This window comes from Tsukamurella sp. 1534 (assembly GCF_000312385.1).
Taxonomy (GTDB): Bacteria; Actinomycetota; Actinomycetes; order Mycobacteriales; family Mycobacteriaceae; genus Tsukamurella.
Genome location: NZ_HE997626.1, coordinates 1,104,126 through 1,129,269, shown reverse-complemented (window position 1 = coordinate 1,129,269; position 25,144 = coordinate 1,104,126). Strand labels below are relative to the sequence as shown.

The window sequence follows — 25,144 nt, the reverse complement described above, 5'->3', positions numbered from 1 at the left end:
TTGTTCGCGGAGCCGGGGGACGGGCTGCCCGTACGCACGCCGGCGCCCTCGGGCTTGGGGCTGCTGTCGCGGACTCCCGCCCCGGACGCCTTCGCGCCGGCCGTCGGGACCCCGGCGCCCTCGATCGGCGCGCCGCCGGTCGATGCGGTGCCGGAGGAGGAGTCGGAGGACGAACCACCCGAGGAGCTGGAGCCCGAGGAACCGGAGCCCGAGGAACCCGAGCCCGAGGAGCCGCCGTTCCCGTTGCCGTTCCCGTGGCCGCCGCCGATGATTCCGCCGATGATCGGCAGGCCACCGAGCAGTCCGCCGCCCTTGTTCTTGTCCTTGGTGTCGGAGGTCCCGCCGGTCTCCTCGGAGCCGGTACCCTCATCGTTCGCCTTGCTATTGGCCGACGCGCCGGTGCTTCCGGATTTGTCGCTGCCGACGTCGGCGCGGGACCCGCCGTCGTTGACCCCGCCGCTCTTCGCGGAGCGCTCGGAACCGACACCGGAGTTGTTCTCGGACGCGGAACCGTTCGACGAGTTGTTGCTGGTAGACGAGCTGCCGCCGTCGTTATTGCTGCTGTTGTCGTCGGGGTCTGCAAGCGCCGGTGCGGCGGACAGGCCGCCCAGCAGAAGGGCGATGGTCACGACGGACCGAACCCGCACGGAGAGGTGCGACGGTGTGGACACGCTACCCCTTCCGTTGTTTGCATGCGCGCGTGAGTAAGAATACAGCACAAGGGTACAGCCCTGATAGTCGATCCCGAACGGGGTGTGTCTATTGGCAAAGTGCGCTATAGTGTGATCAAGCTTGACCGTCGCGTAAACCCTTGTGCGACCGGTCTATGCGGCAGGTCGTGCCGGAGATAGAGAGGGATGGCACAAAGTGGACACAAATAAGTACGACAGCGACGCTCTGGTGGGCCAGGGCCTGTTCGCGAGTCGGCTCGAGGAGCTGTTCCGCACGGTGCCCGGCCCTAACGGCCGCGCGTTCACCGCGAAGGCGATCGCGCAGCGGTCGACGGCCCTGGGTTTCCGCCTGGGGGAGTCGTACCTGAGCCAGCTCCGTTCCGGTAAGGCGAAGTCGCCGTCCTTCCGCACCGTCGAGGGCATCTCGGCCGCGTTCGGCGTGGACGTGCACTACTTCCTCGAGGACGAGGCGGCGCAGCGCACCCGTGACCAGATTCACCTCATGCGGCTGCAGGCCGACACCAAGGTGCAGATGGCCGCGTTCCGCCTGGCCGGGCTCTCGCCCGACTCGGTGAACATGGTCAACGAGCTCATCAAGGTGCTGCGCGTGCAGCAGGGCTTGCCCGCCGATCCGCCCGAGCTTCCCGTAGACTCGCGCGAAGCCGAGGGCAGCTAGACCCTTTCGGGCAATCCGCCCCGGACGCCCGCCCCTCGGCGTCGACGACGAAGGAGGGGCGTGCGTACCGCCAAGGCACTTCGCCGCCTCTGCGAAAAAGAGGTGCGCAGCCTCGATCTCGACCTGCCGTTCGACGCTGTGCAGCTGTGCGAGAAGTACGGGGCCCGCCGCGGCCGCGACATCCTGGTGATCAGCCAACCGCTGCCCGTCGGGATGCCGAACGGCCTGTGGCTGGTCGGCGACGACGCCGATTACTTCTTCTACCAGGCGAACACCTCGCGGCTGCATCGCGAGCAGATCATCATCCACGAGTTCGGCCATCTCATCGCCGGACATCAGCACGTCGCGGCGGAGAACCCCGTCGAGGTCCCTCCGGAGGAGGCGGCCGCCGCGCTCCACCGGACGTGCTACGACGACGAGCACGAGTGGGAGGCCGAGATGATCGCCTCCATCATCCTCGGCTGGGCCGCGAAGGCCGGCGCCGTCGCCGGGCGCACCGCCAAACACGACAGCCTGCGTGGCATCCAGCGCGCGTTGGGAGGCCACTCCCGGTGGCTGTGAAGCTCGTGAACGTACTCGGCGTCGCGTTCTTCACCATCGTCCTGTGTTGGCGCGTCGACCGCCTCTACCGCGCGAAGGCGGGCATCCAGGCCGTCGCCGTGACCGTGGCGATCGCCGCCCTCACCGTGGCCGTGCTGATGCTCGGTTCGCCGCTCTCCCCGGAGATCGACTCCGCCCTGTGGCAGGGCGCGTCCAGGCTGTGCGGCTACGCGAGCCTCGCCCTGGGCGTCGCCGCGCTCGCGGTCGCGTTCTTCTACGGCCCCACCGAATCGGCCCGGCAACGACGCGCCGGGATGGAGGCCATCCCGCTCATAGCGGCCGTCGTGGGCCTCTCCGTGGCGATGACGGCCATGTCGCCGTCGATCCGCAACGCGAACCTCGACGCCTGGTCCGTCCAGGACGTCTCGTTCGCGGTGTTCTTCGCGATCGCCGGCGTCTACCTCATGTACGGCCTGGGCGACTGCGTGCTGTCGCTGACCAGGCTCATGCCGTTCGCGGACGGCTACCTGGTGACCTCGCTGCGGCTGATGTCCGTGGGCCTCGGCCTCACCGCGATCGGCTCCCTCACCCAGGTGGTCTTCGTGGTGACCAGCGTGTTCGGCTTCGCGTCGTGGCCGGTGCTGCTCACCGTCTCCCAGGCGTCCACCGCCGGCGGCATCATCATGTTCGTCGTGGGCCTGAGCTACCCCGGCGTCCGCGGGTTCTTCGTGGAGATGCGGTACCGCCGCCGGCACCGCCGGGACTACAAGCGGCTCGAACCCCTGTGGAGCCTGCTCACCGGCGCGGTGCCCGAGGTGGTGCTGCACGCGGGCAAGGCCGGGCGGGACCCGCACCTGCGGTTCCAGCGCCGCATCGTCGAGATCCGGGACGTGCTGGTGCAGCTGAGCCCGTACCTGCCGGACGACTTCGGTGACGGCATCCCCGAGGAGAACGTGCACAACCTGCTCGTCGCGATGGACATGCGCATCGAGGCCGGTCCCGTGCAGGCACCGTCGAGCATGGTGCTCCCGCCCGACGGCCCCTCCATCGACGACGACGCCGCCCCGCTCCTCGCCCTCGCGGACGCGGTCAGGGCGACGCCGGCCGATGAACTGCAGATGTGAGTGACTAGCGCGGAGCCATCCGGATCGCGCCGTCCATGCGGATCGTCTCGCCGTTCATGTAGTCGTGCTGCGAGAGGAAGTACGCCAGGTCGGCGTACTCCGAGGGCTCGCCCAGGCGCTGCGGGAACGGCACGCCCGCCTCGAGCGTCTGCTTGAACTCGGGGGTCACGCCCGCGAGCATCGGGGTGTTGATGATGCCCGGCGCGATCGTGTTCACGCGGATCCCGAACTGCGCCAGGTCGCGCGCGGCGGTGATCGTCATCGCGTGCACGCCGCCCTTCGACGCGGTGTAGGCGATCTGGCCGATCTGGCCCTCGAACGCCGCGACCGAGGCGGTGTTCACGATGAGGCCGCGCGAGCCCTGCTCGTCGACCGCGTCCTGCTTGCTCATCTGGTCGGCGGCCAGGCGCATCACGTTGAACGTGCCCACCAGGTTGATGTTGACGACCGTCTGGAACAGGTCCAGCGCGTGCGGGCCCTTCTTGGACAGGATCCGGCCGGCCCAGCCCACGCCGGCGCAGTTCACGGCCACGCGCAGCGGGCCCGCCTTGACGGCCTCGGCGATCGCGGCGAGGACCTCGTCCTCCTTGGTCACGTCGGTCGCGATGAGGTGCACGTTCTCGACGGGGGAGGCCTTGTCGATCGACGGCTGCAGGTCCAGGCCGAACACGGTGGCGCCGGCCTCGGCGAAGCGCTTGGCGGTCGCGGCACCGAGGCCGGAAGCGGCGCCGGTGACGATGACGGAGGCTCCGGTCACGTCCATGGGGATTCCCTTCTCGAGATGGGCGCCGCCGGCGGGTGCGCGGGGCGCGACGCACCTCACACTAGTGAACGGTGGTTCTTCACCGGCCGGGGGTGCCGGACACCGCGTCCGCGGGCTCCGGGACCGCCTGCGTCGCCGTCCGCCGGGCCCGCCGGATCACCAGCAGGCCGCCCACGACGGTGGCCGCGACCACCAGCCCGGTGATCACGCGGCCGAGCGCTCCGAGGCCCGGCCAGGCCTCGGCGAGCAGCCAGCCGCCGAACGCGAAGAACAGGACCGTGGCGCCCACCGCGATGGCGCGCTCCGGCAGTTTCGAGCCGAGCAGCGCCCCCACCGCGATCGCCAGCGCGTCCGCGGCCACCATGCCCACGGTGGACCCGACCCACACGCCGAACCAGTCGTGCTGCGTGGTCAGGGTGATCGTGGCGAGCATCGTCTTATCGCCCAGCTCGGCGAGGAAGAAGGCCGATATGACGGCGAGGAACACGGACCGGGTGACGCGGTTCGCGGTGGCGGACTCGTCGTCGGAGAGGGCGTCGCCGCGCCAGGTCCAGAACGCGAACACCAGCATCGAGACGCCGGCGACGGCGGTGATCGCCTCGGTGGGGATCGCGGAGCCCAGGGCGTAGCCGATGCCCACCGACGCGATGTGCACCAGCGCGGTGGACACGGTGATGCCCGCCAGCACGATCCACCATTTGAAGCGGGCCGCGAAGGTCATGGCCATGAGTTGGGACTTGTCGCCGAGCTCGGCGACGAAGACGACGGCGAAACTGATGAGTATCGCGTTCAGCACCTGGGAACCTCCGAAGACCTGTGCCACACGGATCCGGCTCTCGGACCGCGCAAGTGGCACAAAGGTCTCGCCCACCGGTTCTCCGGTTCACGCGGCCGGGCGGTGCGTTCCGCCAGTGTGTCGACCGTGTGATTGGGGGCTACTCCCCTTCGTGCACCGTCCACGCTAGTCGGCGGTACACGAATCTGCAAGTGCTGCTTAAGTTTTGGAAACCGCAGAGAGTTGTTGGAGCTCCCGGTGCGGAGGTTTCGGGGACCCGGATCCGACGGTGCCGGGCCCCCGTCGGGCGGGGGTCAGCGCGCGGGCTGGGCGGGGGAGCCGATGTCGGTGATCTGCCAGTTGCGCTTCTTGTCGAGCGTGATCACATACTGCGACACCACGTTCCGGCCCTGCGGATTCTTCGTGTTGGTCGTGTGCACGTTCACGAAGCACTTCGCGCGCCACACGTCGTCGCCGAGCGGCGTGACCTCGGCGCCCGCGAGGCGCGCCGTCGAGACCCACTGCAGCGGCTGCAGCACCTGGTTCATCGTGCCCGCGGTCGAGTTCAGCTTGGCCGTGAGCTCGGGGGAGGTGCCCCGGGTGAGCCGCGCCTGCCACGGGCCGAGGTCCCGGTAGTCGAACGTCGCCGCGCCCACGGCGTACTGCTCGCAGGCGATCCGGCGGGCGGTGGCCTGGTCGCCGGGGGCGGGGGCGGCGACCGCGGGTGCGGCCACGGCGAGGGTGGCCCCGACGAGGCCCAGGGCGGAGACGGTGCGCAGCTTCACGATGACAACCTTTCGTGTACACGGATTCTGTCATCACAGTAGCGAACACCGTCCGTATCGGCGCACCCTCGAGGCCGGGAACGACGAAACCCCGCCGACATGCGGCGGGGTTCCGGCTGAGACGCGGTGGCTCAGAAGGGGGTTCAGCCCTTCGCGGCGGCGTAGCGGGCTGCCACGTCCTCCCAGTTCACGACGTTCCACCAGGCCTTCACGTAGTCGGCCTTGACGTTCTTGTACTGGAGGTAGAAGGCGTGCTCCCACATGTCCAGCATGAGCAGCGGGGTCAGGTTGATGGAGATGTTGCCCTGCTGGTCGGTGAGCTGCTGGATCACGAGGCGCTGACCGATGTGGTCGTACGCCAGCACGGACCAGCCCGAGCCCTGCAGCGAGTTCGCGACGGCGGTGAAGTGCGCCTGGAACTTGTCGAAGCCGCCGAAGTACTCGTCGATGGCGGCCGCGAGGTCACCCACCGGCTTGTCGCCGCCGTTGGGGGACAGGTTCTTCCAGAAGATCGAGTGGTTGGTGTGGCCACCCAGGTGGAAGGCGAGGTTCTTCGACAGCAGCGGGGCCTTGGTGGCGATCGAGCCGTCCTCACGAGCCTCGGCGAGCTGCTCGAGGGCGGCGTTCGCGCCGGCCACGTAGGTGGCGTGGTGCTTGCTGTGGTGCAGCTCCATGATCTCGCCCGAGATGTGGGGCTCGAGTGCGCTGTAGTCGTAGTCGAGGTCGGGCAGAGTGTAGACGGCCACGGCAGTCCCTTCTGTTGCGGGAGCGACTCGCCCCCTGTGTGATCCTTCGTACCGTTCCAGCCTTTCTTATCTGGAATGGTTCCGCAATAAGGACGGACGAATGCGCATCAAGCGCGGTTGAGGTTCGACGGCGCGCGTCAGCGCAGCACGAGGATGAGTACGAGCGCGAGCGCCAGGAAGGCGACCGTCAGCAGCGTCTTGGTGAGCGACCGCGAGAAATGGACGGTGGTCGCCCGGCACGGGGCGACCGACGCCGGCGAATGACTGTGCTTGACGGCCATGCTCCCACCTCTCGCTCTTGCGACTGTGAACTCTGTCACACGATGTGATGTCGCCCACCATAGCGGACCTCCGGGTGAGGAGGAAATCCCGGGCCGGGACCGGCGTAACGTGGACGTATGGGCTGGATGGACGACCTCATCGCCGCGCGAGCCGCCGCGAGTTCGAAGACGCAGATGATCGCCACGGAGGACGCGCTCCCCGGTAGGTCGACTCCGGTGCTCGCCCCCGGTGCGACGCACTACCTCAACGGCAACCCGCTGCAGCCGCCCTTCCCCGAGGGGCTGCGGACCCTGGTCGTGGCCGGCGGCTGCTTCTGGGGCATCGAGGAGATCTTCTGGCAGGTCCCGGGCGTCTGGAGCACGTCGGTGGGCTACGCCGGCGGCGCCACGCCGAACCCCACGTACGAGGAGGTGTGCTCCGCGCGCACCGGCCACACCGAGTGCACCTACATCGTGTTCGACCCGGAGAAGGTGTCCCTCGAGGACCTGTTGGCCCTCTTCTGGGAGTCGCACGACCCCACGCTGGGCATGCGGCAGGGGAACGACATCGGCACGCAGTACCGGTCGGCGATCTACGCCGCCGACGAGGAGCAGCTCGCGGCGGCCAAGGCCACCGCCGAGCACTACGGCGCCCGGCTCCGGGAGGCCGGCGTGGAGGACCCGATCACCACGGAGATCGCGCCGCTCACCGACTTCTACTGGGCCGAGGACTACCACCAGCAGTACCTGGCCAAGAACCCGCACGGGTACCGGTGCCATTCCGCCTCGGACGTGAAGTACCGCGCCTGACGGGTCGCGAGAACCGATCCGGTGGGCGGATAACGCCTGGTATGCCGGAAATTTGTTGTTCACCCGACGCGCTGTGATCAATCAGACTTCCGGGTTGCCGTACGCCGCTCACCAGCGCGGGCGGGTGCAGTACCGATAGAAACCCGCCGGGTTCCTATCGCAAATGCTTGGAATCGGCGGGGGCGGCACGGATCATGGAAGCATGACCGGATTCAGCATCGGGGTACGCGACATGTCCCCGCACGCTGGTCGGGCCCGCCGCATCCGAACCCTCGTCGGCGGACGCCAGACCCGCGCCGACATCGTGGTGACGACGATCCTCCTCGCCGTCTCCTTCGGCGTCACGATCGTCAACCTCGCCTACGCCGTGACGTCCCTTCCGTCGTTCCGCGAGTGCGCCGCCATGGCCTGCTCGTACGGGCCGCGGTTCGACGTGTTCGCGATCAGCTTCCTCGCGTCGCTGCTGGTGGGCACCGTGTTCGGCGCGCACGCCGTGCTCAAGATGCTCAACCGCCGTATCGCGTGGGGCTACGCCGCCCTCGACGCGGTCGTCTCGGTGGGCTGCCTGCTCGGCGCCCTGGCCTGGCTGTCCGCGACCTGACGCTAGCCTGGTGCCATGACGGCCACCGCTCGCACCGCGCGCTGGACTCCGCGCGCGATCGCGGCCCCGCTCGCCGTCGCCGGCGGGGCGGCCGCGCTGGTCGGCGCCCTGCACCTGCGTGATCCCCACATCGAGTACAGCTGGGGCGTCTGCCCCCTGTACGCGGTCACCGGGCTGTACTGCCCGGGCTGCGGCGGTCTCCGCGCCGTCAACGACGTGACCAACGGCGCGTTCGGCGCCGCGTTCGCGTCGAACCTCCTCGTGTACCCCATCGGCTTCCTGCTGCTGTGGGTGTGGCTCGCCTGGCTGGGCAACCGGGTCGGCTTCCGGGTGCCGGACGTGCCGCGCAGCAAGGGGCTGTGGATCGGGGCGGGCGTGCTCGTGGTGGTGTGGACCGTCGCCCGCAACCTGCCCGGTTCGCCGTTCGCGCCCTGACCCGCCGCCGCGGGCTCCGCTACCGTCGGAACCATGACTCCCCTCGTCAACGAACTGCAGGATGCGGCCAAGGCCGCGAGCCACCGGGTGCGGCACGCCCTGGGCCAGGCCGGGGGCGTGATCCCGGTCGTCCGCCTGGAGGGCCCGATCGCGGCGCCCGCCATGTCCGGCGGCCTCGGCCGGGGCGCGCTCAACCTCGCGGGGGTCGAGCCGGTGCTGCGCCGGGCCTTCGAGACCGACGACGCGGCGGCGGTGGCGCTCGTGCTCAACAGCCCCGGCGGCTCGCCCGCCCAGTCCGAGCTGATCGGCGCCCGGATCCGGCAGCTCGCCGCGAAGCACGATCTGCCCGTGTTCGCGTTCTGCGAGGACGTGGCCGCATCCGGCGGGTACTGGATCGCGTGCGCGGCCGACGAGATCTTCGTGACCGGCACCTCGATCGTCGGCTCGATCGGCGTCATCTCGGCGAGCTTCGGCGCCAAGGAGCTCATCGGGAAGGTGGGGCTGGAGCGCCGCGTGTTCACCGAGGGCGACGCCAAGCACCGGCTCGACATGTTCGAGGACGTCCGGGACGGCGACGTGGAATGGCTGCACGGCGTGCAGGCGCAGATCCACGGCGCGTTCCGGGACTGGGTCACCGAGCGCCGCGGCGACCGGCTCGGCGACGATCCCGCCCTGTTCACGGGCGAGATCTGGATCGGGAGCAAGGCCGTCGAACTGGGGCTCGCCGACGGTGTCGGCACGCTGCGCGGCGTGCTGGAGGAGCGCTACCCCGACGCGGACATCGAGGCGATGCACTCCCCGAAGCCGCTGGTCGCCCGTCTCCTCGGGGCCGGCACCTCGTTCGACGGGGGAGGGCTGGCCGGCGCCGCCGCCGCCGTCACGTCCGGCGCGCTCGACGGTGCGCTGGCGGGCCTGCAGCGGCGTGGCCTGTGGGCGAATTTCGGCGCTTGACATGACCGGTCCACAGGATGGCGGATCCGCGCTGGTGGAAGCCGTTCTGCAGAACCCTCAAGCTGTGGATGAGCCTGTGGAAACTGTGGATGAAGCCGAGGCGAGCGCGATCGCGCATGCCAGGATGGAGACCATGACGGACTACTCCGGCGACGGGCCGATCCCCGTCGACGCCCTTCCCGCGGACGTGGAGGCGGACGGGGAGATCACCCTCCTCGACGTGCGTGAGCTGGACGAATGGGACCTCGGACACGCGCCCGGTGCGGTGCACATCCCGCTCGTGGAGCTCCCGGTGCGGTTCGGCGAGCTCGATCCGGACAGCGAGCTCTACGTGATCTGCCGCGGCGGCGGCCGCTCCGAGCAGGCCGTTCGCTATCTCGAAACCGTGGGGATCGAGGCCGTGGTCGTGGACGGCGGCATGGTCGCCTGGGCCTCGTCGGCCCGCCCCGTGGTGCGGCCCGACGGCGGTCCGGGGGCCGTCTGATGCAGCAGCCGGGCGGAGGCGCGTCACGCATCCAGCCGCCGCGCTACCGCACGCGGTGGCTGGCCCGGCGCCCGCCGGAGACGCTGCCGGCGCCGCGCCGCGCACCGTCGGGCCCGTCCCCCACGCCCCGCTACCCGGCGATCCCGCGCTGGGGCCTGCGGCAGGACTTCACCCCGGCGCCCGGCGCCCGGCCGGGCACCGCCGCGTCGCTCGCGGAGATGTTCCCGACGGTGCTCCGCGGCACCGCGATCGTGCTGGCGCTCGCCGCGCTCGCCGAGGCCTTCGCGTACGTGCTGCTCATGGTCAACAGGGCGGGGCCCGTCTCGGTGTACCTGGCCCTCATCGCGGACACGTCGGTGTTCGCGCTCGGTTACCTGGCCGTGCTCACGACGATCGCCGCCTACGTGGTGGCGGCGCTGTGGCTGCGGGAGTCCCGCGCCGAGGCCTACGCCGCCCTGGACACCGCCGAGCCGCGTCCGGCGTGGCAGCTGTGGGTGTACTGCGTGGTCCCGGTGGTGAACCTGGTCGCCGCGCCCGTGCTGCTCCTGGAGCTGGTGCGGGCCCAGGACCGAGCCCGGCACCACGAGCCGGGGATGAGCGGGCCGCGGGAACGGGATGTCCGCCTGGAGTTCATCCGCCGGTGGTGGGTCGCGTGGGTCGCGCTGACTATCGTCGCCGTGGGGTGCGTGCTGTACTCGACCGCGTCCGGCGGGCTGCAACACTCCGCGGACGCCACCGCGTACACGGGCGTCACGTATCTGCTGGGCGCGGCGTTCCTGGAGGGCACGCTGTGGCTGGTGCGCCGGATCGACCACGGTCCGGCGGGCGCGACGAAGGGGGAGCGGACGCGATGGTTGGCGGCGTAGCGGGCATCGTCGCCCACCGTGGCGCGAGCGGCGAGTACCCGGAGCACACGATGAGCGCCTTCGAGGCCGCCGTCGCCGAGGGCGCCGACGCCATCGAGTGCGACGTGCGGCTGACCCGGGACCAGCACCTCGTGTGCGTGCACGACCGCACCGTCGAGCGCACCTCCGACGGCACCGGCGCCGTCTCCGAACTGGACCTCGCCGACCTCAGGACCATGGACTTCGGCTCCTGGAAGCGGCCGGGGCACAGCGAGACCGTGGTGGCGCTCGACGAGCTCATCGACCTCACCCGCGGCGCCGGGGTCAAGCTGTTCGTGGAGACCAAGCACCCGGTGCGGTTCGGCGGCATGGTCGAGCAGAAGCTGCTGGCCACGCTGCAGCGGCACGGACTGTCGCGGCCCGACGACCCGTCGGCCGCCCCCGTCGTGGTGATCTCCTTCTCCGGCTCCGCGGTCTGGCGGGTGCGCCGCAACGCCCCCGGCGTGCCGGCGGTGCTGCTCGGGGAGGCGGCGCGGCTGCTCGGCGGCGGCGCGGCGACCGCGGTGCGGGCGCAGGGCATCGGGCCGTCGGTGGAATCGCTGCGGGAGCGGCCGGACACCGTCGCCAAGGCCCGCGCCGCCGGCCGGTTCACCTACTGCTGGACGGTGGACACGGAAGCCGACGTGGCCCTGTGCCACGGCCTCGGCGTGGAGTGGATCGCGACGAACCACCCCGCCCGCGCCCGGTCCTGGTTGCAGGGCTGACCGCCGGGCTTCGGTAGCCTTCCGGGCATGGGTAGACGCGAACGCAATGCCACTCCCCGCGAGGGATCGAACCGCGCCGAGAAGCTCGCGGCTCGCCGCGCGCGGGCCTCGGAGGCCGCGGCTCCGGCGCGGCCCTTCGAGGGTCTCGCCGCCGAGTGCGACATCGTCGCGCTGCGCCAGTTCGTGCCCAGCGCCACGGCGCCGCTGAAGGTTTCGGGCGCGAACCGCGAGATCAACCTCGCGACGGTGCTGCCCGGCGCCGCCTACGCGCTGGTCCGGGAGGACGCCGACGGGGTCGCCGGCTACGTGGGCCTGCAGACGTCGGTGCGGCCCGTGGACCCCGCGTCCGCGCTGGCCGGCGCCGCCCGGTTCGCCGCGGACGCCGAGGTGGGCGAGTCGCTCACCGAGGATCGCGACGGCGCCCTGCTCGAGGTGCTCGACGCCGAGCAGACGCTCGACATCACCGTGCACCAGGACTTCGACTGGTGGCTCGCCGGCGACGTGGACGCGCAGACCCGGCAGCTGGTGGAGCACGCGAACTCGCTGATCACGCCCGCCGCCCGGATCGAGCTCGGCGCGGACGGCGTGGGCGCCCCGTGGTGGGCCGACACCGGCTCGAAGGCGCACCTGCGCTGGGTGCACCCGGCGCCCGAGGACGAGCTCATGGCCGCGCTGGCCCGGGTGCACGCCGCCGGCGCGCTCACCATCGGCGACGGTTCGCGGTTCGCCGGCTCGTTCCGGGCCGACGGCCTGCTGGTCCCCGTCTTCGATCTGGACCGCGAGTCGCACCCCGACGAGTGGGTCGCGGGCACCGTCGAGCTGGGGAAGCGCCTGGCCGAGGCCCTGGCCGACGACTCCGATCTGACCGCCGCGCAGCGGCGTTCGCGCGACGGCCTGCGCGGCCGGCAGGTGTCGATCTGATCGGTCCGGTTACGCCGGGCGCGATTGAGGCGGCGTGGCCCGTGACGTGAGGTGCCACCCCTTGCACTGCGTGCACTCGTAGCTGCGCACCTCCCGGCGAGAACACGGCACGCCGTCCTGATCGGCGAAGTTCCGTGCCGTTTGTGCCTTGTGCAGGGCGTCGACGGCGGCCTGATGGTCGGGGAACCGGACCTTGCCGGTAGGGCAGGGGTGGTGATGTCGATGCTTCATGCGGCCTCCTCCGGGATGTGCTCGGCACCATCACGGTGATCCCTCGCGATGGTGGGCGAAAGACTTAACATTGATAAGCAGGCTTATCGACGTGATCTCTGTGAAGCGTTCAACCGGTCGGCTAGGTTCGATGCTGTTGGTTGCAGGAGAGATGGCGGAAGGAGCCCGCGTGCATACCCTGACGATGCAGAGCATCGCGGACCTTACGGCAGTCGAACGCCCGGTCGTGTCCATGTGGCGAAAGCGCTACGCGAAGTCCGACAACCCGTTTCCGGATCCGGTGCCGGGCACGGCGTTGTTCGACGTGGCGGCAGTCGCCGAGTGGCTCCGGGAAACCGGCCGCGGCAACAACGCGGAGGCGCCCGATGACGCTGTGCTGTTCTCCTCGTTGCTCGCGGACGTATCGCAGGACCTGGACCGTGCATCGCTCCTGCTGCTACTGCACTCCGTATCGGGCGAGCCGATCCACGGGATTTCGCCGATCGAGGCCATGCGTGTGGTGGCGGAAGTCGGCAACGAGCGCCTGATGTCGGTCGATGACGTCCTGGACGCGCTGGACGACGAGGCACTGCTCACCGGTATCGACGAGTTGGCGGAGGCCGCCTTCGGTGCGGCGCGGGTGCTGCGGCGCATGGTCGATGACGGATCGTCGCGGGCTCCCCACAGCGACGAGCTTCTGACGGGCACCGGGATGGCGCTGCTCAACGAGATCGTCGCCGAGGTCGTGCGCGCTACCCCGGACGCTGCGCTCGTCCCCGCATCCGACGGCGGATTGATGCTGGTGAATAACGTGGCGCCGCGCCTGGTCGAGATGCAGCGCCCAGCCCTGGGCGCGGACGACGAGCTGATGACGACTGCGTGGCAGCGAGCGGTGTGGCGATCGATGGGGGCGCACGGGTTCCACATCGCTCCGCGGAACGACGAGGCCCCCAGCATCCTCATCGGCCAGTGGGCCGCTGCTGCGGACGACGACGCAGAGGCCTTCTTCGATTGGATCGGCTACGTATCGATGTCGCTCGGCCCGTCGAGCCGGGCGATGATCGTGGGTCCGGCATCGCTCCTGGTCGATCCTCTCGATGGCGCGAGCGCGAAACTGCGTGCCGAGCAACTCACGTCGGGTGATCACTACGTGGCCCCCCTGCGGTACGTGGCTCGTCTTCCCAAGGGGATGCGCAGTGACGGAAGCCGACGGCGGCTCGCGCTGTGGGTGCTGGGCCACGTTCCCGGTGGCGACAAGCGATGGACCACGTACGCGGATCATTCCGAGCACGGCCTGACCCCTGCGGAGAACGCAGCCACCGCCGCGGACGTGATCGCTGCGCTCGCGCCCGACCCGCTGAAGCACGCGTTCGTTCGCGGCCTGCCCCGGTACAGCGAGTTCGTCTTGCGCAAGCACACCCTCACGTGGTCGACCACGGATCCCCAGGTGGTGGTCGACGGTGCTGCGCTCGCCCGGGTGTGGGAGGCGCGGGATCGCTGTTCCGCATCGATCCTCGACGGTATCGATGTGGTGGGGGCGCAGGCAGGCTCGGGGCGGAGTCCGATCTCCTGGAATCAGGCGACGAAACCCGGTCGAGCCCGGCTGGCGCGGGTGATGAAAGGAGTGCGACTGTCGGACGGGCTCTGCGACGCACACGGTGCCGGCACCGCCCGCGTCATCGGTGTCCCGGAGGTCCGCGGAAGGGTGGCCGCGGGGACGCGGAAGGTGGATCGCCTCATCCTCGAACAGGTCTCGCCTCGTGCGCGATTCACCGAACCGGGAGACGTGGTGTACGTCCCCACGGGGTCGCCCAGCGCCATCGTCGACCAGGTGGGGGGCGCCGTCGTGCAAGCCCCCGCACGGATCGTACGGATCCTTCCCGACGCCGATGGCGACGCACGCCTACTGCCCGACATGGTGGCTGCGGATATCGCCGCGCAAACGGGAAGCGATTCGGGCGCATGGCATTTGCGCAGCGTGGATGCGCGATCGGCGGAGGCGATGCGGACGGCGACACGGCGCATCACCGTGCAGCGCGACGAACTACTGGAACAACTTTCGGCTTTGGAGGCCTTGGGAATGGAACTGACGGACGGACTCGCGACGGGGTCGCTGACGATGGAGGTGCGGGATGAATGAACAGCACGAGCAGGAATCGGATCTCCGCTACCCCGACGTCTTCTCGTGGTTTGACGACGTGTTTCGCGCCATTGTGGAGATCGACCCGGAGGCAGACGATCGTCGTTGGTGCCGCCTATGGCACAACCACCCGGAGGTCTTCGCTCGGATGACTGCTCTGTGGCGGTCGTGGGAGCACCTCAGTGGAGATCCGGACACGGGGATGTCGATCTGGATGACGGCTCACCTGGATCCGCACATGGACCGGATCACCAGTCCGGCGGGGCCGCTGCGCCATTGCCGCCCCGCGACCAGTCTCTCCGAGTGCGATCATCGAGTGCCGAAGATGCCGGCGAGCCAACTCTCCGATGAAGTCGCCGCGGGCGTGCGGGCGCTGGTATCCGCCTCCAACGAGGGCGAGTACCTGCGCCGGAATCCGATCCAGATCAGCCTCGAGGACGGCGAATCGCTGGCGATCGAGACCGCGAAAGTGATCGGCCGGGAACTCGGCATGGGACAGGTCGGCACCTACGGGCTGGTGGAGAAGACGGTCTCCCGGCTGCAGTCCCTCGCGCAGCAGTGCTTCGGCGAGCACACCCGCGGACTGTGGCCCCATCTGGACGATCTCGCCGTGCAGCGCCGCGCGAAGCGCGCCGTGGAGGTGGCCAACAGGACCCTGGCGGAATGGCTGATCGAGGAGCACATCGGCGATGAAGACCACGCGGCCGAGATCGAGGAACTGGCGGCCAATGCGATGAACGATCCTGAGGAGGAACAGAACTAGTGGCAAGCGCGAAGGCGGAGAAGGCTCCGTCCACCAGCAAGGAATTGAAGGACACGCTGTGGAAGGCCGCAGACAAGCTGCGCGGCTCCATGGACGCGTCGCAGTACAAGGACGTGGTCCTCGGGCTCGTGTTCCTGAAGTACGTCTCGGACGCCTTCGACGAGCGGCGGGCCGCGATTGCGGCCGAGTTGGACGGAGAGTCCGCGGAGTACATCGCGGAGACGCAGGAGGACCGCGACGAGTACCTCGGTAACGGGGTGTTCTGGGTGCCGATCGAGTCGCGGTGGGGCTACCTCGCCGGCCTGGCCAAGGGCGTGCCGGCGACGAAGGACCACGATGCCCTGTCGATCGGCAACCTGATCGACGAGGCGATGCGCGGCCTGATGCGCGCCAACGAGTCGCTGAACGGCGTGCTGCCGACCATGTTCGGGCGCGACAACATCGACCAGCGCCGGCTGGGCGAGCTCATCGACCTGTTCAACTCGGCGCGGTTCTCGGGCGGCGGTGCCTCGAAGGCGCGGGACCTGTTGGGGGAGGTATACGAGTACTTCCTCGACAAGTTCGCGAAGGCGGAGGGCAAGCGCGGCGGCGAGTTCTACACCCCGCCTGCCGTGGTCCGCACCCTCGTCGAGATCCTCGAACCGCATTCTGGTCGCGTCTACGACCCGTGCTGCGGTTCGGGCGGCATGTTCGTGCAGGCGGAGAAGTTCCTGGAGCGGCATCAGGAGGATCCGACCAACATCGTGGTCTACGGCCAGGAGCTGAACGAGCGCACCTGGCGGATGGCGAAGATGAACCTCGCGATCCACGGCATCGACACGAAGGGGCTGGGGTCTAAGTGGCAGGACACCTTCGCCCGGGACATTCACCCGGACATGTCCGCCGACTACGTACTCGCCAACCCGCCTTTTAACATCAAGGACTGGGCCCGTCGCGAGGAGGATCCCCGCTGGCGCTACGGCGTTCCGCCCGCGCGGAACGCGAACTACGCCTGGATGCAGCACATCCTCTCGAAGCTGGCGCCCGGTGGCGAGGCCGCGGTGGTGATGGCCAACGGCACGATGGCCTCGAACACGGGTGGCGAGGGCGAGATCCGCAAGGCGATGATCGAAGGTGGCGTCGTCTCCTGCATTCTGGCCCTTCCCGCACAGTTGTTCCGAGGCACGGGAATCCCCGTGTGCGTGTGGTTCTTCGCGAAGGACAAGTCCGCCGGCAAGCGGGGAAAGACGGACCGCACCGGCGAGGTGCTGTTCATCGACGCCCGCGAGATTGGCCACATGATCGACCGTGTGGAGCGCACTTTCTCCGAGGACGACATCATGTCGATCGCCCGGACGTATCGGCGATGGCGCGGAAGAGATTCCGTCGACGGTGACTACGCCGACGAGCCCGGCTTCTGCAAGTCCGCTTCTGTCGACGAAATCCGAGCAGCCGGTTTCGCCCTGACTCCCGGGCGATATGTCGGAGCAGTCCAGGCCGATGAAGATCCGGAACCCGTCGAGGCGAAGATCGCTCGTCTGACAACGGAGCTGACGGCCGCACTCGACGAGTCGACGCGGCTCGGTGCGGTGGTACGCGAGCAGTTGGGCAGGCTCGCATGAGGTGGTCAGTTGCTGACGTTGGCGATATCGCTGAAGTCGCGATTGGGCCGTTCGGATCGAGCATGAAGGCCGATGAGTACGTTGCCGAGGGCGTGCCTGTGGTTGCTGGTGGGCATCTTCGCGATGGGCGGCATCCGGACCTGAGTTCAGCTGACATGATCTCGGCGGCTACTGCAGATCGGTTGGCACGGAGCTTGCTCGCTCCTGGTGATCTCGTCTTTCCACACCGAGGGGCGATTGGCAGGGTCGGACTTGCCGATCGACCGATGATGATGTCCACCAGTATGATGCGCGCTCGCTTTGCCCCGGAGGTGGTGGATAGCAGCTACGCCTACTGGCATTTTCGCGGTGTAGCGAATGCTGAGTTGCTCACGATGGCATCTTCTGTCGGAACACCTGGAATAGGTCAGCCGCTTGCTTCGCTGAGGTCAGTTCAATTCAGATACCCGCCATTGCCGCAACAGCAACGTATTGCGGGTGTGCTAAATGCTCTGGACGACCAGATCGTCGCGAACCGAGCGCTGTTGCGCTCAGCCGACGAGCTAGTTCGGGTGAGATACAGCTGCCTCCCCCATGGGCGTGCGCGGCTTGGCGATATTGCAGAGGAGATCCGGCAGAAAATTGCGCCTGCAGACATCGCGCCTGACTGTGGATACGTCGGATTGGAACATTTCGATCGAAGGTTGGTTTGGCTCCAGGAATGGGGGGCCGGGTCGGACGTATCTTCGACGAAGTCGGTCTTCGTAGATCGCGATGTTCTATTCGGAAAGCTCCGCCCCTACTTTCATAAGGTTTCAACCGCGCCTGGAAGCGGAGTTTGCTCCACAGACATCCTAGTTATACGTGCAAAAGATGTCCGACTGTCAGCTTTGGTGCTTTCGGCGTGCGCGTCGGATGAGGTGGTAGCGATGGCGGTTCAGAATTCGAACGGCACCCGAATGCCGCGTGCAAAATGGGTAGATATCGCCGACTTCTCGGTCCCGGATCCTGGGCTGGAGGAAACAAAGGCCTTCGTTGACTTCGTGGACGCGGTGCGGCTGCGTTGTCTCGCGGCCGTACGTGAGAATGCTGTGCTTGCGACTGCTCGCGATGAACTCCTGCCGCTGCTCATGGACGGGCGGATCACGGTGAAGGAAGCGGAGAAGCGGGTGGAAGGCGTCGTGTGACCTGCCGCGGCGCCACCGACTACAGGAGCCCCCACTCGGTGAGCGCGCGGCGCCACAGCGGTTCGTACTTCCGCGGCCAGAGGACCTCGTCGAAACGAGCGGCGAGGAACTCCGGGTCGATCCAGCGCACCATGTCTCGGTAGCGGCCCTCGGTCATCACGATGGTGTACGCCGTCAGCAGTGAGGGGATACTCGTGGCGTCGCGCCACCGCTGCTCGGATGTGCCGGACCACTCGAGGTTGAGTGGCAGCCGGAATCGGCCACGTGGACAGAACGCGGGGATCCATAGGCTCGTCGGTAAACGAACCGGACCGCGGCGCAGGCCGGCGTCGATGGCGACACCCTCGACGCCGGCCGCCGCGAGCGCGCGATCGAGCCGCTCCGATGACGCCGGATCGGGTACCCGGATGCCTTCAACCCAGTCGTCGATCATCGGGACGTCCACGTTCAGGGCGGCGGCCAGTTCGCTCCGCGTCATCTCGCCTTCTGCGAGAAGTGCGTGGGCTGCGTTCGTACGGGGAATGCGCGACATCGTTACCCACCCCCGTCGATCATCGGCCGGCCGGTGAGCATGGCGAGCTCGGCGCAGAACCGGGGAGCCTGCGTCCGGAGCGTCAGCGACAAATCGTGTCGATCGGTCGGCGGACGGAGGTTCCGAGCGAGCATCGCGTCGACGGCGGCGAGCGTGCGTTCCTCGTCGAGGTCGAGCTGATTCAGCAGGAACTCGTCGGGGTGGATCGCTTCGATGTCGTAGCCGGACAGCGCCGTTGGCGGAAAGTCGTTCAGATTCGCTGTGACGATCTGAGCCGCGCCCGTACGTACGGCCGCGGCCAGCACGTGACGGTCCTTGGGATCGTTGGTCAGCGCGGAGAGAAAATGTTCATATCCGGTGGCCGACGCGTGGGGGAACGCTCTCTGCATCTGATCGAGCCGATGCCGTGCGGCCACCTCCGTCAGACCTGCCTTCTCCACCAGGTTTCGTTGGAGTTCAGTGAGGATGTCGGCGGACCACACGGGCGAGAACAAGCCCGCGTCGGCGATTGACAGGAGCACGTTCGTGAGGTTCTGCGGAAACAGCACGCAGGTGTCGAGAACGACGCGGAACGGGGTCGTGGCCAACAGTCACCGCATCCGCGGGAAGCCGTCGACGGCGGGGTCCGCGGCTTCCTCGCCGAGTGCGGCCAGGGCCGCATCGCGGTCCCCGACCACCTCACGCTGGTACGTCAGCACGTCTTCCAGCATCACCTTGCGATGCCTGCCTCGGCCGGGCCGACTGAACGGGATGCGCCCCTCCTCAAGGAGTGCGACGAGCGTCGGCCGACTGACGCCGAGGAGATCGGCTGCCTCCTGCGTGGTGAGGTGCGTGCGCACCGGCTGAACCGTCACTGCGCGGCCCGCTGCGAAGGCCTCCGCGGCAGCTCGGACAACCTCGTGCAGCTCTGGCGGAAGTACGGCGCGCGAGTCCCCGTTCCCGATCTCGACGACCTCGGATTCCAGGATCGCGCTCAGAGCGTCCGCCGTGCGACCGTCTGCCGGCGGCATGGTGGTGTGGTCTGCGACGATGCTCATGCCACCAGCATACTTCGAAAAATTCGAAACCGATAGAGCGCTGGAACGGATCGCTGCAAGCAACATCTTCTGAACTACGCGTGTAAAAGCGCCTAAGCGGCAGTATTATGCAGGTATGCAGATTGGATCCGGATCGGTGCAGGCCCGCGCGGTCGCGGAGGCGGCGGAGCGGATCGGCGAAGACGTCAGCGCCTGGCGGCGTGCCCGCCGGATGACACAGGCCGACCTCGCCCTGCGGGCGCATGTCTCGGTTCGCACTCTCAGCAAGATCGAGTCCGGAGATATGAGCACCTCTACGTTGGGGTTGCTGCGGGTTCTCCACACCCTCGGCGTCCTCGAAGGAATCAACGCCGCAATAGACCCCAACGAGTCCGAAGTCGGGATGGCGTTGCTCCGTGATGCGCTTCCGAAGCGTGTGCGCCACGGCTGACGCCGAACGCGCGTCGATACGACGCTGATAACCCTGGTTATCGCGATCGACCGTTGCTGGGCGCGCCGGGTGCGGCGAGGATTCAAGCCATGACCACGAGCTCTGATGGGAGACGACGAATGAGCGGACTGATGGACGAGGCGGCGTGGGAGCAGTGGACGCTGGACCAGCTGGGCGAGATCGAGTGGGAGCACAAGAACGGCAAGGACGTTGCACCAGGCTCCGGTGAACGCGAGAACTGGCACGACATCGTGCTGCGCGGCACCGTCCAGCGCGCGCTCCGCAACCTGAATCCCGATGTCCCCGAACATTATCTGGCTCAGGCGTATGTCGAGGTGACCACCCCGAAGTCCCAGGATCCGATCGCCGAGAACTTCCGGATCCACAAGATCCTGACCGAGGGCTACCAGGGAATCGAGTACGTCGACGACGACGGTCGCCTGGCGACACCGTCGATCCAGTTCCTCTCGGGCGACCCGTCCCGCAACCGCTACCACGCGGTTAACCAGGTGACGATCAGGAGCCACGAGAACGAGCGCCGGTTCGACATCGTGCTCTACGTCAACGGCCTGCCGCTCTCCATCGTCGAGCTGAAGCAGGCCGGCGCGAAGAACGCCACCGCAGAGTCCGCCTACAACCAGCTCCGTACGTACGTCCATGAGTTCCCGATGGCGTTCCGATTCTGTGTGTTCGTGCTTGCCAGCGACGGAATCGACGCCCGCTACGGCACCCCGTTCACGCCGTGGAATCACTTCGCGCCGTGGAACGTGGACGACGACGGCCATCCGATCGGGGTCGACGAACTGGGGCCGGACGGAGATCCCGTCACGGAGCTCGAACTCACCGTGCGTGGGGTCTACAACACCGAGCGATTCGGCCAGCTGCTGCGCGACTACACCGCTTTCGACGAGTCCGATGCGGGCCTCACGAAGCGGATCGCCAAGCCGCACCAGTACTTCGCCGTGGAGAAGGCCGTCGGCAGCACCATCGCGGCAGTCGACAGCGACGGCCGGGCAGGCGTCGTGTGGCACACCCAGGGCTCGGGCAAGTCGATGGAGATGGAGCTGTACACCGCGAAGGTGATGCGCCACCCCCGGCTCGCGAACCCCACCGTGGTCGTGATCACCGACCGCACCGAGCTCGACACCCAGCTGTTCGACGGGTTCGCGCAGTCCACGCTGCTGCCCGAGAAGCCACTCAAGGTCGCGAGCAGGGAGGCGCTCCGCGACGCGCTCTCCAACGCGCGGACGGGCGGCATCGTGTTCACCACTCTGCAGAAGTTCGGCCTCACCAAGGAGGAGAAGGACGCGGGTGCCGATCACCCCCGCCTTTCGGATCGCCGCAACGTGATCGTCATCGTCGACGAGGCGCACCGCAGCCACTACGACACCATCGACGGTTACGCCGCACACCTCAAGCGAGCGCTGCCGCATGCGTCGCTCATCGCGTTCACCGGAACGCCGATCGCCGAGGGCGAGCGCGATACGCGGCGTGTCTTCGGCGACGACGTCGACGTCTACGACCTCCAGCGCGCAGTCCGCGACGGGGCGACGGTGCCCGTGGCGTTCGAGCCCCGCCTGATCAAGCTGGTCCGGGTCGAAGGGATCGACGACGAGCAACTCGACGACGCCGCCGAGGAGGCCACCGCCGGACTCGACGACGTCGACAAGGAGCGCCTGCAGCGGCAGGTCGCAGTGCTCGACACTGTGTACGGTGCGCCCGAGCGGGTGCACACCCTGGCGGAGGATCTTTTGCGGCACTGGGAGAACCGCAGCGATTCCATGCGCCCGTTCATCGGGGGCCCGGGCAAGGCGATGGTGGTGTGCGCGACCCGCTCCATCGCGGCGCGGCTGTACGAGGAGCTGATCGAAGCGCACCCAGAGTGGCACAGCGACGAGGACCGCAAGGGCGTAGTGAAGGTGGTGTACACCGCCAACCCCACCGACACGGACCTGATCAAGAAGCACATGCGCCGTCCCAGCGGTACGCAGACCGTGAAGAACCGCGTCAAGGACCCGGGCGACGAGCTGCAGATCGTGATCGTCAAGGACATGATGCTCACCGGCTTCGACGCCCCGTCACTGCACACCCTGTACATCGACCGCCCGATGAAGGGCGCGTTGTTGATGCAGACCCTGGCGCGAGTCAACCGCACCTTCCGCGGCAAGCAAGACGGCCTGTTGGTCGCCTACGCGCCTCTCGTGGAAAGCCTGAACAAGGCGCTCGCCGAGTTCACCCACGACGGAACCGGCCGCAAGCGCGAAGTCGGGCAGGACATGGCCGAGGCGGCGGAGATCGTGTTCGACCTGCTGGAACGGCTCCGTGCGGTAGTCGGCGTCGAATGGCGAGCAGTCGTCGAAGCCGACCCGCGCAAGGGCTGGGCGAAGGCCTTCACCATCACCGCTACGCGGCTGCGGTCGCCCGCCACCGAGGGGAACACCGATTCCGAGGACCCCGAGAAGCGCCCGCTCGCAGACAGCTTCCGCGAACTGTCCGCCAAGTTGGCGCGAGCCTGGGCCCTGACGGCGGGCTACGCCGAAACCGACACCGAGTTGGCCAAGGTGCGCCAGGAGGTTCAGTTCTACGAGCAGGTGCGAACGTGGATGGCCAAGCTCGACGCCCGCGACCGTGTGGCGCGAGGGGAACCGATCCCCGACGACGTCGCACGCCTTCTTGGCGATCTCATCGTGACCACCGCGCAGAGCGCCGGCGTGATGGACATCTACCGCGAGGCCGATCTCGAGCTGCCGCAACTGGACCAGCTGACGCCGGCGTGGGTCGAGGACGCGAAGCAGGAGAGCAAGGCGCACATGGCGATCGAGGCGCTCAAGGCGAGCCTGATCGAACGTGCGCGAGAGAACACCCGAGGCAACGAGATCCGATCGACGCTGTTCTCCGACCGGGTGAACGAGCTGATGACGAAGTACACGAACCAGCAGCTCACCGCCGCGCAGGTGATCGCGGAGCTCGTCGAGCTGGCTGCAGAGGTCGTGGCCGAGGCCGATCGCGGTAAGCACTTCACGCCTCCCCTGGAGCGCGACGAACTTGCCTTCTACGACGTCGTGACCCTGAACCCGGAGGCCGTCGACGTGATGGGCGGTGACGTGCTCGCCCAGATCGCCCGCGACCTCGTCGCCACCATGCGCAACGACACCCGGGTCGACTGGACTGTCCGCGACGACGTCCGCGCCAAGCTGCGAGCCACGACGAAGCGCCTGCTCCGCAAGTACGGCTACCCGCCGGATCAGCAGCCCGAGGCCATCACCGCGGTGTTGCAACAGATGGAAGCCCTCGCGCCGAAGTACGCCGAAGGGGCGTAGAGGCGCCGGAGGCTGTAGGACTCAGCCCGGGGAGCGCTCGCCGAGGGCGCCGGCGATGTAGTCGTCGATGGTGCGCTTGACGTCGTAGGCGTCGAGGTTGGGGTCGAGCGAGCCGAGCATCGCGAGCAGCCGCGGGCGCTCCAGCACGTGGCTGGGGATCTCCCGCTCGTACCAGGCCTTCGCGCCGCGCTCGTCGCGCATCTCCAGGTTGGTGCGCACCACGACCTCGCCGACCACGATCCGCCACAGCCCCAGGAGCAGCTGCATCGACTGCTCCTCGGGCATGCCCAGCTCGTCGGCGGTCTTGAGGAACTCGTCGAACGACCAGGCGGCGTAGCCGTCGATGATCTCGTCGGCGGACAGCACGTCGATCACCCACGGGTGCCGCACGAGGTGGTCGATCACGGCGAGGGGCAGCTGGCCGAGGCGCACGCGCGGGTCCTCGGAGAGTTCCGGGGCGGGCGTGTTCCAGGCCTGGTGCTCGAGGACGGCGCCGAGGAGATCGTTCTTCGAATCGAAGTAGTGGTAGATCCCCATCGCGCTGATGTCGAGGCGCGCGGCGAGGGTCCGCATCGAGAACTTCAGCGGCCCCTCGGTGGTGAGGATGTCCGCGGCGGCGGCGACCACCTGCTCCCGGTTGACCTTCGGCGGTCGTCCGACGCGGCCGGGCGTGTGCTCTGTCACCAGGTCAGACTATCCGGTGGCGGGCGGAGCGCTGAGGAGGCGCTTCGGGATCGGCTGGTCCGCGGCGAGCAGGCCGAAGAACTCGGTGGTGTTCTCGCCCCATGCCAGGCTGTCCCCGTCGGCCGTGGTCGTCGACCCGTCGGTGGGCGTCGTCGTGGTGACGGGCGAGCCCTTGAGCGCCCAGGCCAGGCGCGCCAGATCCCAGATGTGCGTGTCCTTGTCCACCGACAGCGAGGACGCCGTCGCGTCGGCGAGGCCCCACAGCGCGAACGGGTTCAGCAGCGTGGTCGGCGAGGTCGCCTTGTTGAACAGGGCGTTCATGAACTCGCGCTGGTGCACCACGCGGTCCAGGTCGGCGTTCGGCGTGGCGCGGGTGCGGACGTAGCCGAGGGCCTGCGCTCCGTTGAGCTCCTGGCAGCCGGGCTTGAGGTTGAGGCCGGCCTTGGGGTCGACCATCGCCGTCTTCGGGCACATCTCGATGCCGCCGAGCGCGTCGACCATGTTCGCGAAGCCGCCGAAGCCGATCTCCGCGTAGTGGTCGATCTTCACCCCGGCCTTCGACTCGAAGGACTGGACCAGCAGGTTGGGGCCGCCCAGGAAGTACGCGGCGTTGATCTTGTGGCTGCCCTCGCCGGGCACCTTGACGTAGAGGTCGCGGGGGATCGACACCAGCACCGGATCGCCCGACTTGGGGATGTGGACCAGCATGATCGTGTCCGTGCGGGCGCCGCCCATGTCGCCGCCCGTCGCCAGCTCCTGCTGCTGGGCGGGGGTGAGGCCCTCGCGCGCGTCGGAGCCCACGAGCAGCCAGTTGGTGCCGGGCGTGTCGGAGATGCGGTCGCTGTAGGCCTTGAGCGCGTCGATCCGCTTGAGCTTGCCGTCGAAGTAGACGGCCCCCGCGACCGTCCCGACGAGCAGGAGCACCACCAGGATCGCGAGCATCCGGAACGGGTGCAGCTTCCGTTTGCGGCGGGGCTTGCGGACCTTCTGCTTCGGGGGCTGCGGCGGCTCGGGCCGCCGGCCCTTCCGGTCGCGCCCGTCGCGGGGCGGGCGCGGGGGAGGGGGCACGCGGCCGCCGCTGCGGCTGCTGCCCCGGTCGCCGACGGGGCG

27 protein-coding genes and 1 pseudogene are annotated in these 25,144 nt (G+C 68.5%); 17 read left to right on the top strand and 11 right to left on the bottom strand.

Features of this window, described 5'->3' with window-relative positions; all coding sequences use genetic code 11:
* Positions 1 to 671 (bottom strand): annotated as a pseudogene (locus BN39_RS23410) (hypothetical protein); the annotation flags it as partial.
* A 196-nt stretch (positions 672 to 867) separates the two neighbouring features.
* Between BN39_RS23410 and BN39_RS05575 the strand changes: the two are divergent.
* Genes BN39_RS05575 through BN39_RS05565 form a run of 3 tightly spaced genes read left to right on the top strand, consistent with a single transcriptional unit; the run spans position 868 to position 3,011 of the window.
* Positions 868 to 1,347 (top strand): helix-turn-helix transcriptional regulator, encoded by a 480-nt coding sequence (locus BN39_RS05575; RefSeq protein ID WP_040765909.1) that lies wholly within the window; start codon positions 868 to 870, stop codon positions 1,345 to 1,347.
* Positions 1,348 to 1,407: 60 nt separating this feature from the next.
* Complete coding sequence (locus BN39_RS05570) at positions 1,408 to 1,908, top strand: hypothetical protein (RefSeq protein ID WP_040765907.1); 501 nt, start codon at positions 1,408 to 1,410, stop codon at positions 1,906 to 1,908.
* Positions 1,899 to 3,011, top strand: coding sequence for an MAB_1171c family putative transporter (locus BN39_RS05565; protein ID WP_040765904.1), 1,113 nt, complete (start codon positions 1,899 to 1,901; stop codon positions 3,009 to 3,011). The genes BN39_RS05570 and BN39_RS05565 overlap by 10 nt, the downstream gene beginning before the upstream one ends.
* 4 nt (positions 3,012 to 3,015) lie before the next feature.
* On the opposite strand, the gene BN39_RS05560 is transcribed toward BN39_RS05565, so the two are convergent.
* From BN39_RS05560 to BN39_RS23405, 5 genes are all read right to left on the bottom strand, one after another.
* Complete coding sequence (locus BN39_RS05560) at positions 3,016 to 3,774, bottom strand: SDR family NAD(P)-dependent oxidoreductase (protein WP_019201375.1); 759 nt, start codon at positions 3,772 to 3,774, stop codon at positions 3,016 to 3,018.
* 79 nt (positions 3,775 to 3,853) lie between these two features.
* Positions 3,854 to 4,570, bottom strand: coding sequence for a TMEM165/GDT1 family protein (locus BN39_RS05555; RefSeq protein ID WP_040766667.1), 717 nt, complete (start codon positions 4,568 to 4,570; stop codon positions 3,854 to 3,856).
* A 293-nt stretch (positions 4,571 to 4,863) separates the two neighbouring features.
* Positions 4,864 to 5,334 carry a hypothetical protein gene (locus BN39_RS05550; RefSeq protein WP_019201373.1) on the bottom strand — a complete coding sequence of 157 codons (471 nt, stop codon included), beginning with the start codon at positions 5,332 to 5,334 and terminating at the stop codon, positions 4,864 to 4,866.
* Positions 5,335 to 5,477: 143 nt separating this feature from the next.
* Complete coding sequence (locus BN39_RS05545; RefSeq protein WP_013124835.1) at positions 5,478 to 6,080, bottom strand: superoxide dismutase; 603 nt, start codon at positions 6,078 to 6,080, stop codon at positions 5,478 to 5,480.
* A gap of 137 nt (positions 6,081 to 6,217) precedes the next feature.
* Positions 6,218 to 6,361 carry a hypothetical protein gene (locus BN39_RS23405; RefSeq protein ID WP_019201372.1) on the bottom strand — a complete coding sequence of 48 codons (144 nt, stop codon included), beginning with the start codon at positions 6,359 to 6,361 and terminating at the stop codon, positions 6,218 to 6,220.
* A gap of 117 nt (positions 6,362 to 6,478) precedes the next feature.
* Between BN39_RS23405 and msrA the strand changes: the two genes are divergently transcribed.
* The 12 genes from msrA to BN39_RS22655 all read left to right on the top strand — a co-directional run bounded on the left by msrA (position 6,479) and on the right by BN39_RS22655 (position 18,031).
* Positions 6,479 to 7,150, top strand: coding sequence for a peptide-methionine (S)-S-oxide reductase MsrA (gene msrA / locus BN39_RS05540; RefSeq protein ID WP_019201371.1), 672 nt, complete (start codon positions 6,479 to 6,481; stop codon positions 7,148 to 7,150).
* Between the two features lie 202 nt (positions 7,151 to 7,352).
* Positions 7,353 to 7,751: a hypothetical protein gene (locus BN39_RS05535; protein WP_019201370.1), complete on the top strand. Its 399-nt coding sequence runs from the start codon at positions 7,353 to 7,355 to the stop codon at positions 7,749 to 7,751.
* Between the two features lie 15 nt (positions 7,752 to 7,766).
* Positions 7,767 to 8,186: a DUF2752 domain-containing protein gene (locus tag BN39_RS05530; protein WP_019201369.1), complete on the top strand. Its 420-nt coding sequence runs from the start codon at positions 7,767 to 7,769 to the stop codon at positions 8,184 to 8,186.
* Positions 8,187 to 8,219: 33 nt separating this feature from the next.
* Entirely contained in the window at positions 8,220 to 9,137 is a 918-nt protein-coding gene (locus BN39_RS05525) for a S49 family peptidase (protein ID WP_019201368.1), read from the top strand.
* A 133-nt stretch (positions 9,138 to 9,270) separates the two neighbouring features.
* Positions 9,271 to 9,621, top strand: coding sequence for a rhodanese-like domain-containing protein (locus tag BN39_RS05520; protein WP_081586043.1), 351 nt, complete (start codon positions 9,271 to 9,273; stop codon positions 9,619 to 9,621).
* Positions 9,621 to 10,487, top strand: coding sequence for a DUF4328 domain-containing protein (locus BN39_RS05515; protein ID WP_019201366.1), 867 nt, complete (start codon positions 9,621 to 9,623; stop codon positions 10,485 to 10,487). The genes BN39_RS05520 and BN39_RS05515 overlap by 1 nt, the downstream gene beginning before the upstream one ends.
* Positions 10,472 to 11,230 carry a glycerophosphodiester phosphodiesterase gene (locus BN39_RS05510; RefSeq protein WP_019201365.1) on the top strand — a complete coding sequence of 253 codons (759 nt, stop codon included), beginning with the start codon at positions 10,472 to 10,474 and terminating at the stop codon, positions 11,228 to 11,230. The genes BN39_RS05515 and BN39_RS05510 overlap by 16 nt, the downstream gene beginning before the upstream one ends.
* Before the next feature lie 27 nt (positions 11,231 to 11,257).
* Positions 11,258 to 12,151, top strand: coding sequence for a DUF5926 family protein (locus BN39_RS05505; RefSeq protein ID WP_019201364.1), 894 nt, complete (start codon positions 11,258 to 11,260; stop codon positions 12,149 to 12,151).
* 400 nt (positions 12,152 to 12,551) lie between these two features.
* Entirely contained in the window at positions 12,552 to 14,501 is a 1,950-nt protein-coding gene (locus BN39_RS05500; RefSeq protein ID WP_040766659.1) for a hypothetical protein, read from the top strand.
* Positions 14,494 to 15,264: a DUF4913 domain-containing protein gene (locus tag BN39_RS05495; protein WP_040765899.1), complete on the top strand. Its 771-nt coding sequence runs from the start codon at positions 14,494 to 14,496 to the stop codon at positions 15,262 to 15,264. The genes BN39_RS05500 and BN39_RS05495 overlap by 8 nt, the downstream gene beginning before the upstream one ends.
* Positions 15,264 to 16,865: a class I SAM-dependent DNA methyltransferase gene (locus BN39_RS05490; protein WP_019201361.1), complete on the top strand. Its 1,602-nt coding sequence runs from the start codon at positions 15,264 to 15,266 to the stop codon at positions 16,863 to 16,865. Before BN39_RS05495 ends, BN39_RS05490 begins: the two co-directional genes overlap by 1 nt.
* Entirely contained in the window at positions 16,862 to 18,031 is a 1,170-nt protein-coding gene (locus BN39_RS22655; RefSeq protein ID WP_081585931.1) for a restriction endonuclease subunit S, read from the top strand. The genes BN39_RS05490 and BN39_RS22655 overlap by 4 nt, the downstream gene beginning before the upstream one ends.
* A gap of 19 nt (positions 18,032 to 18,050) precedes the next feature.
* Here BN39_RS22655 and BN39_RS05480 read toward each other — a convergent pair whose 3' ends face one another.
* The 3 genes from BN39_RS05480 to BN39_RS05470 are packed head-to-tail and all read right to left on the bottom strand — an operon-like array spanning position 18,051 to position 19,600.
* The gene (locus BN39_RS05480) at positions 18,051 to 18,509 is read right to left on the bottom strand and encodes a helix-turn-helix transcriptional regulator (RefSeq protein ID WP_019201358.1); all 459 of its coding nucleotides are present in this window, start codon (positions 18,507 to 18,509) and stop codon (positions 18,051 to 18,053) included.
* Between the two features lie 56 nt (positions 18,510 to 18,565).
* Positions 18,566 to 19,150, bottom strand: a complete 585-nt coding sequence (locus tag BN39_RS05475) for a putative toxin-antitoxin system toxin component, PIN family (RefSeq protein ID WP_019201357.1) — start codon at positions 19,148 to 19,150, stop codon at positions 18,566 to 18,568.
* A gap of 3 nt (positions 19,151 to 19,153) precedes the next feature.
* On the bottom strand, positions 19,154 to 19,600 hold the full coding sequence (locus tag BN39_RS05470) for a helix-turn-helix domain-containing protein (RefSeq protein ID WP_019201356.1): 447 nt from the start codon (positions 19,598 to 19,600) through the stop codon (positions 19,154 to 19,156).
* A gap of 115 nt (positions 19,601 to 19,715) precedes the next feature.
* Between BN39_RS05470 and BN39_RS05465 the strand changes: the two genes are divergently transcribed.
* Both BN39_RS05465 and BN39_RS05460 read left to right on the top strand, forming a co-directional pair.
* The gene (locus BN39_RS05465; RefSeq protein ID WP_040765897.1) at positions 19,716 to 20,030 is read left to right on the top strand and encodes a helix-turn-helix domain-containing protein; all 315 of its coding nucleotides are present in this window, start codon (positions 19,716 to 19,718) and stop codon (positions 20,028 to 20,030) included.
* Positions 20,031 to 20,158: 128 nt separating this feature from the next.
* Positions 20,159 to 23,350 (top strand): type I restriction endonuclease subunit R, encoded by a 3,192-nt coding sequence (locus BN39_RS05460; RefSeq protein WP_371190625.1) that lies wholly within the window; start codon positions 20,159 to 20,161, stop codon positions 23,348 to 23,350.
* Positions 23,351 to 23,371: 21 nt separating this feature from the next.
* Here BN39_RS05460 and BN39_RS05455 read toward each other — a convergent pair whose 3' ends face one another.
* Both BN39_RS05455 and BN39_RS05450 read right to left on the bottom strand, forming a co-directional pair.
* Positions 23,372 to 24,034 carry a TetR/AcrR family transcriptional regulator gene (locus BN39_RS05455; protein ID WP_019201353.1) on the bottom strand — a complete coding sequence of 221 codons (663 nt, stop codon included), beginning with the start codon at positions 24,032 to 24,034 and terminating at the stop codon, positions 23,372 to 23,374.
* 9 nt (positions 24,035 to 24,043) lie between these two features.
* Positions 24,044 to 25,144, bottom strand: a 1,101-nt coding sequence (locus tag BN39_RS05450) for an LCP family protein (protein WP_019201352.1), incomplete at its 5' end; no start/stop codon positions are given.

What these genes read in the sequence shown, in the direction of transcription:
- BN39_RS05560 (WP_019201375.1), bottom strand. Translation starts at nt 3,774, where the DNA reads ATGGACGTGACCGGAGCCTCCGTCATCGTCACCGGCGCCGCTTCCGGC.
- BN39_RS23405 (WP_019201372.1), bottom strand. Translation starts at nt 6,361, where the DNA reads ATGGCCGTCAAGCACAGTCATTCGCCGGCGTCGGTCGCCCCGTGCCGG.
- msrA (WP_019201371.1), top strand. Translation starts at nt 6,479, where the DNA reads ATGGGCTGGATGGACGACCTCATCGCCGCGCGAGCCGCCGCGAGTTCG.
- BN39_RS05535 (WP_019201370.1), top strand. Translation starts at nt 7,353, where the DNA reads ATGACCGGATTCAGCATCGGGGTACGCGACATGTCCCCGCACGCTGGT.
- BN39_RS05530 (WP_019201369.1), top strand. Translation starts at nt 7,767, where the DNA reads ATGACGGCCACCGCTCGCACCGCGCGCTGGACTCCGCGCGCGATCGCG.
- BN39_RS05525 (WP_019201368.1), top strand. Translation starts at nt 8,220, where the DNA reads ATGACTCCCCTCGTCAACGAACTGCAGGATGCGGCCAAGGCCGCGAGC.
- BN39_RS05520 (WP_081586043.1), top strand. Translation starts at nt 9,271, where the DNA reads ATGACGGACTACTCCGGCGACGGGCCGATCCCCGTCGACGCCCTTCCC.
- BN39_RS05515 (WP_019201366.1), top strand. Translation starts at nt 9,621, where the DNA reads ATGCAGCAGCCGGGCGGAGGCGCGTCACGCATCCAGCCGCCGCGCTAC.
- BN39_RS05510 (WP_019201365.1), top strand. Translation starts at nt 10,472, where the DNA reads ATGGTTGGCGGCGTAGCGGGCATCGTCGCCCACCGTGGCGCGAGCGGC.
- BN39_RS05505 (WP_019201364.1), top strand. Translation starts at nt 11,258, where the DNA reads ATGGGTAGACGCGAACGCAATGCCACTCCCCGCGAGGGATCGAACCGC.
- BN39_RS05495 (WP_040765899.1), top strand. Translation starts at nt 14,494, where the DNA reads ATGAATGAACAGCACGAGCAGGAATCGGATCTCCGCTACCCCGACGTC.
- BN39_RS22655 (WP_081585931.1), top strand. Translation starts at nt 16,862, where the DNA reads ATGAGGTGGTCAGTTGCTGACGTTGGCGATATCGCTGAAGTCGCGATT.
- BN39_RS05480 (WP_019201358.1), bottom strand. Translation starts at nt 18,509, where the DNA reads ATGACGCGGAGCGAACTGGCCGCCGCCCTGAACGTGGACGTCCCGATG.
- BN39_RS05470 (WP_019201356.1), bottom strand. Translation starts at nt 19,600, where the DNA reads ATGAGCATCGTCGCAGACCACACCACCATGCCGCCGGCAGACGGTCGC.
- BN39_RS05465 (WP_040765897.1), top strand. Translation starts at nt 19,716, where the DNA reads ATGCAGATTGGATCCGGATCGGTGCAGGCCCGCGCGGTCGCGGAGGCG.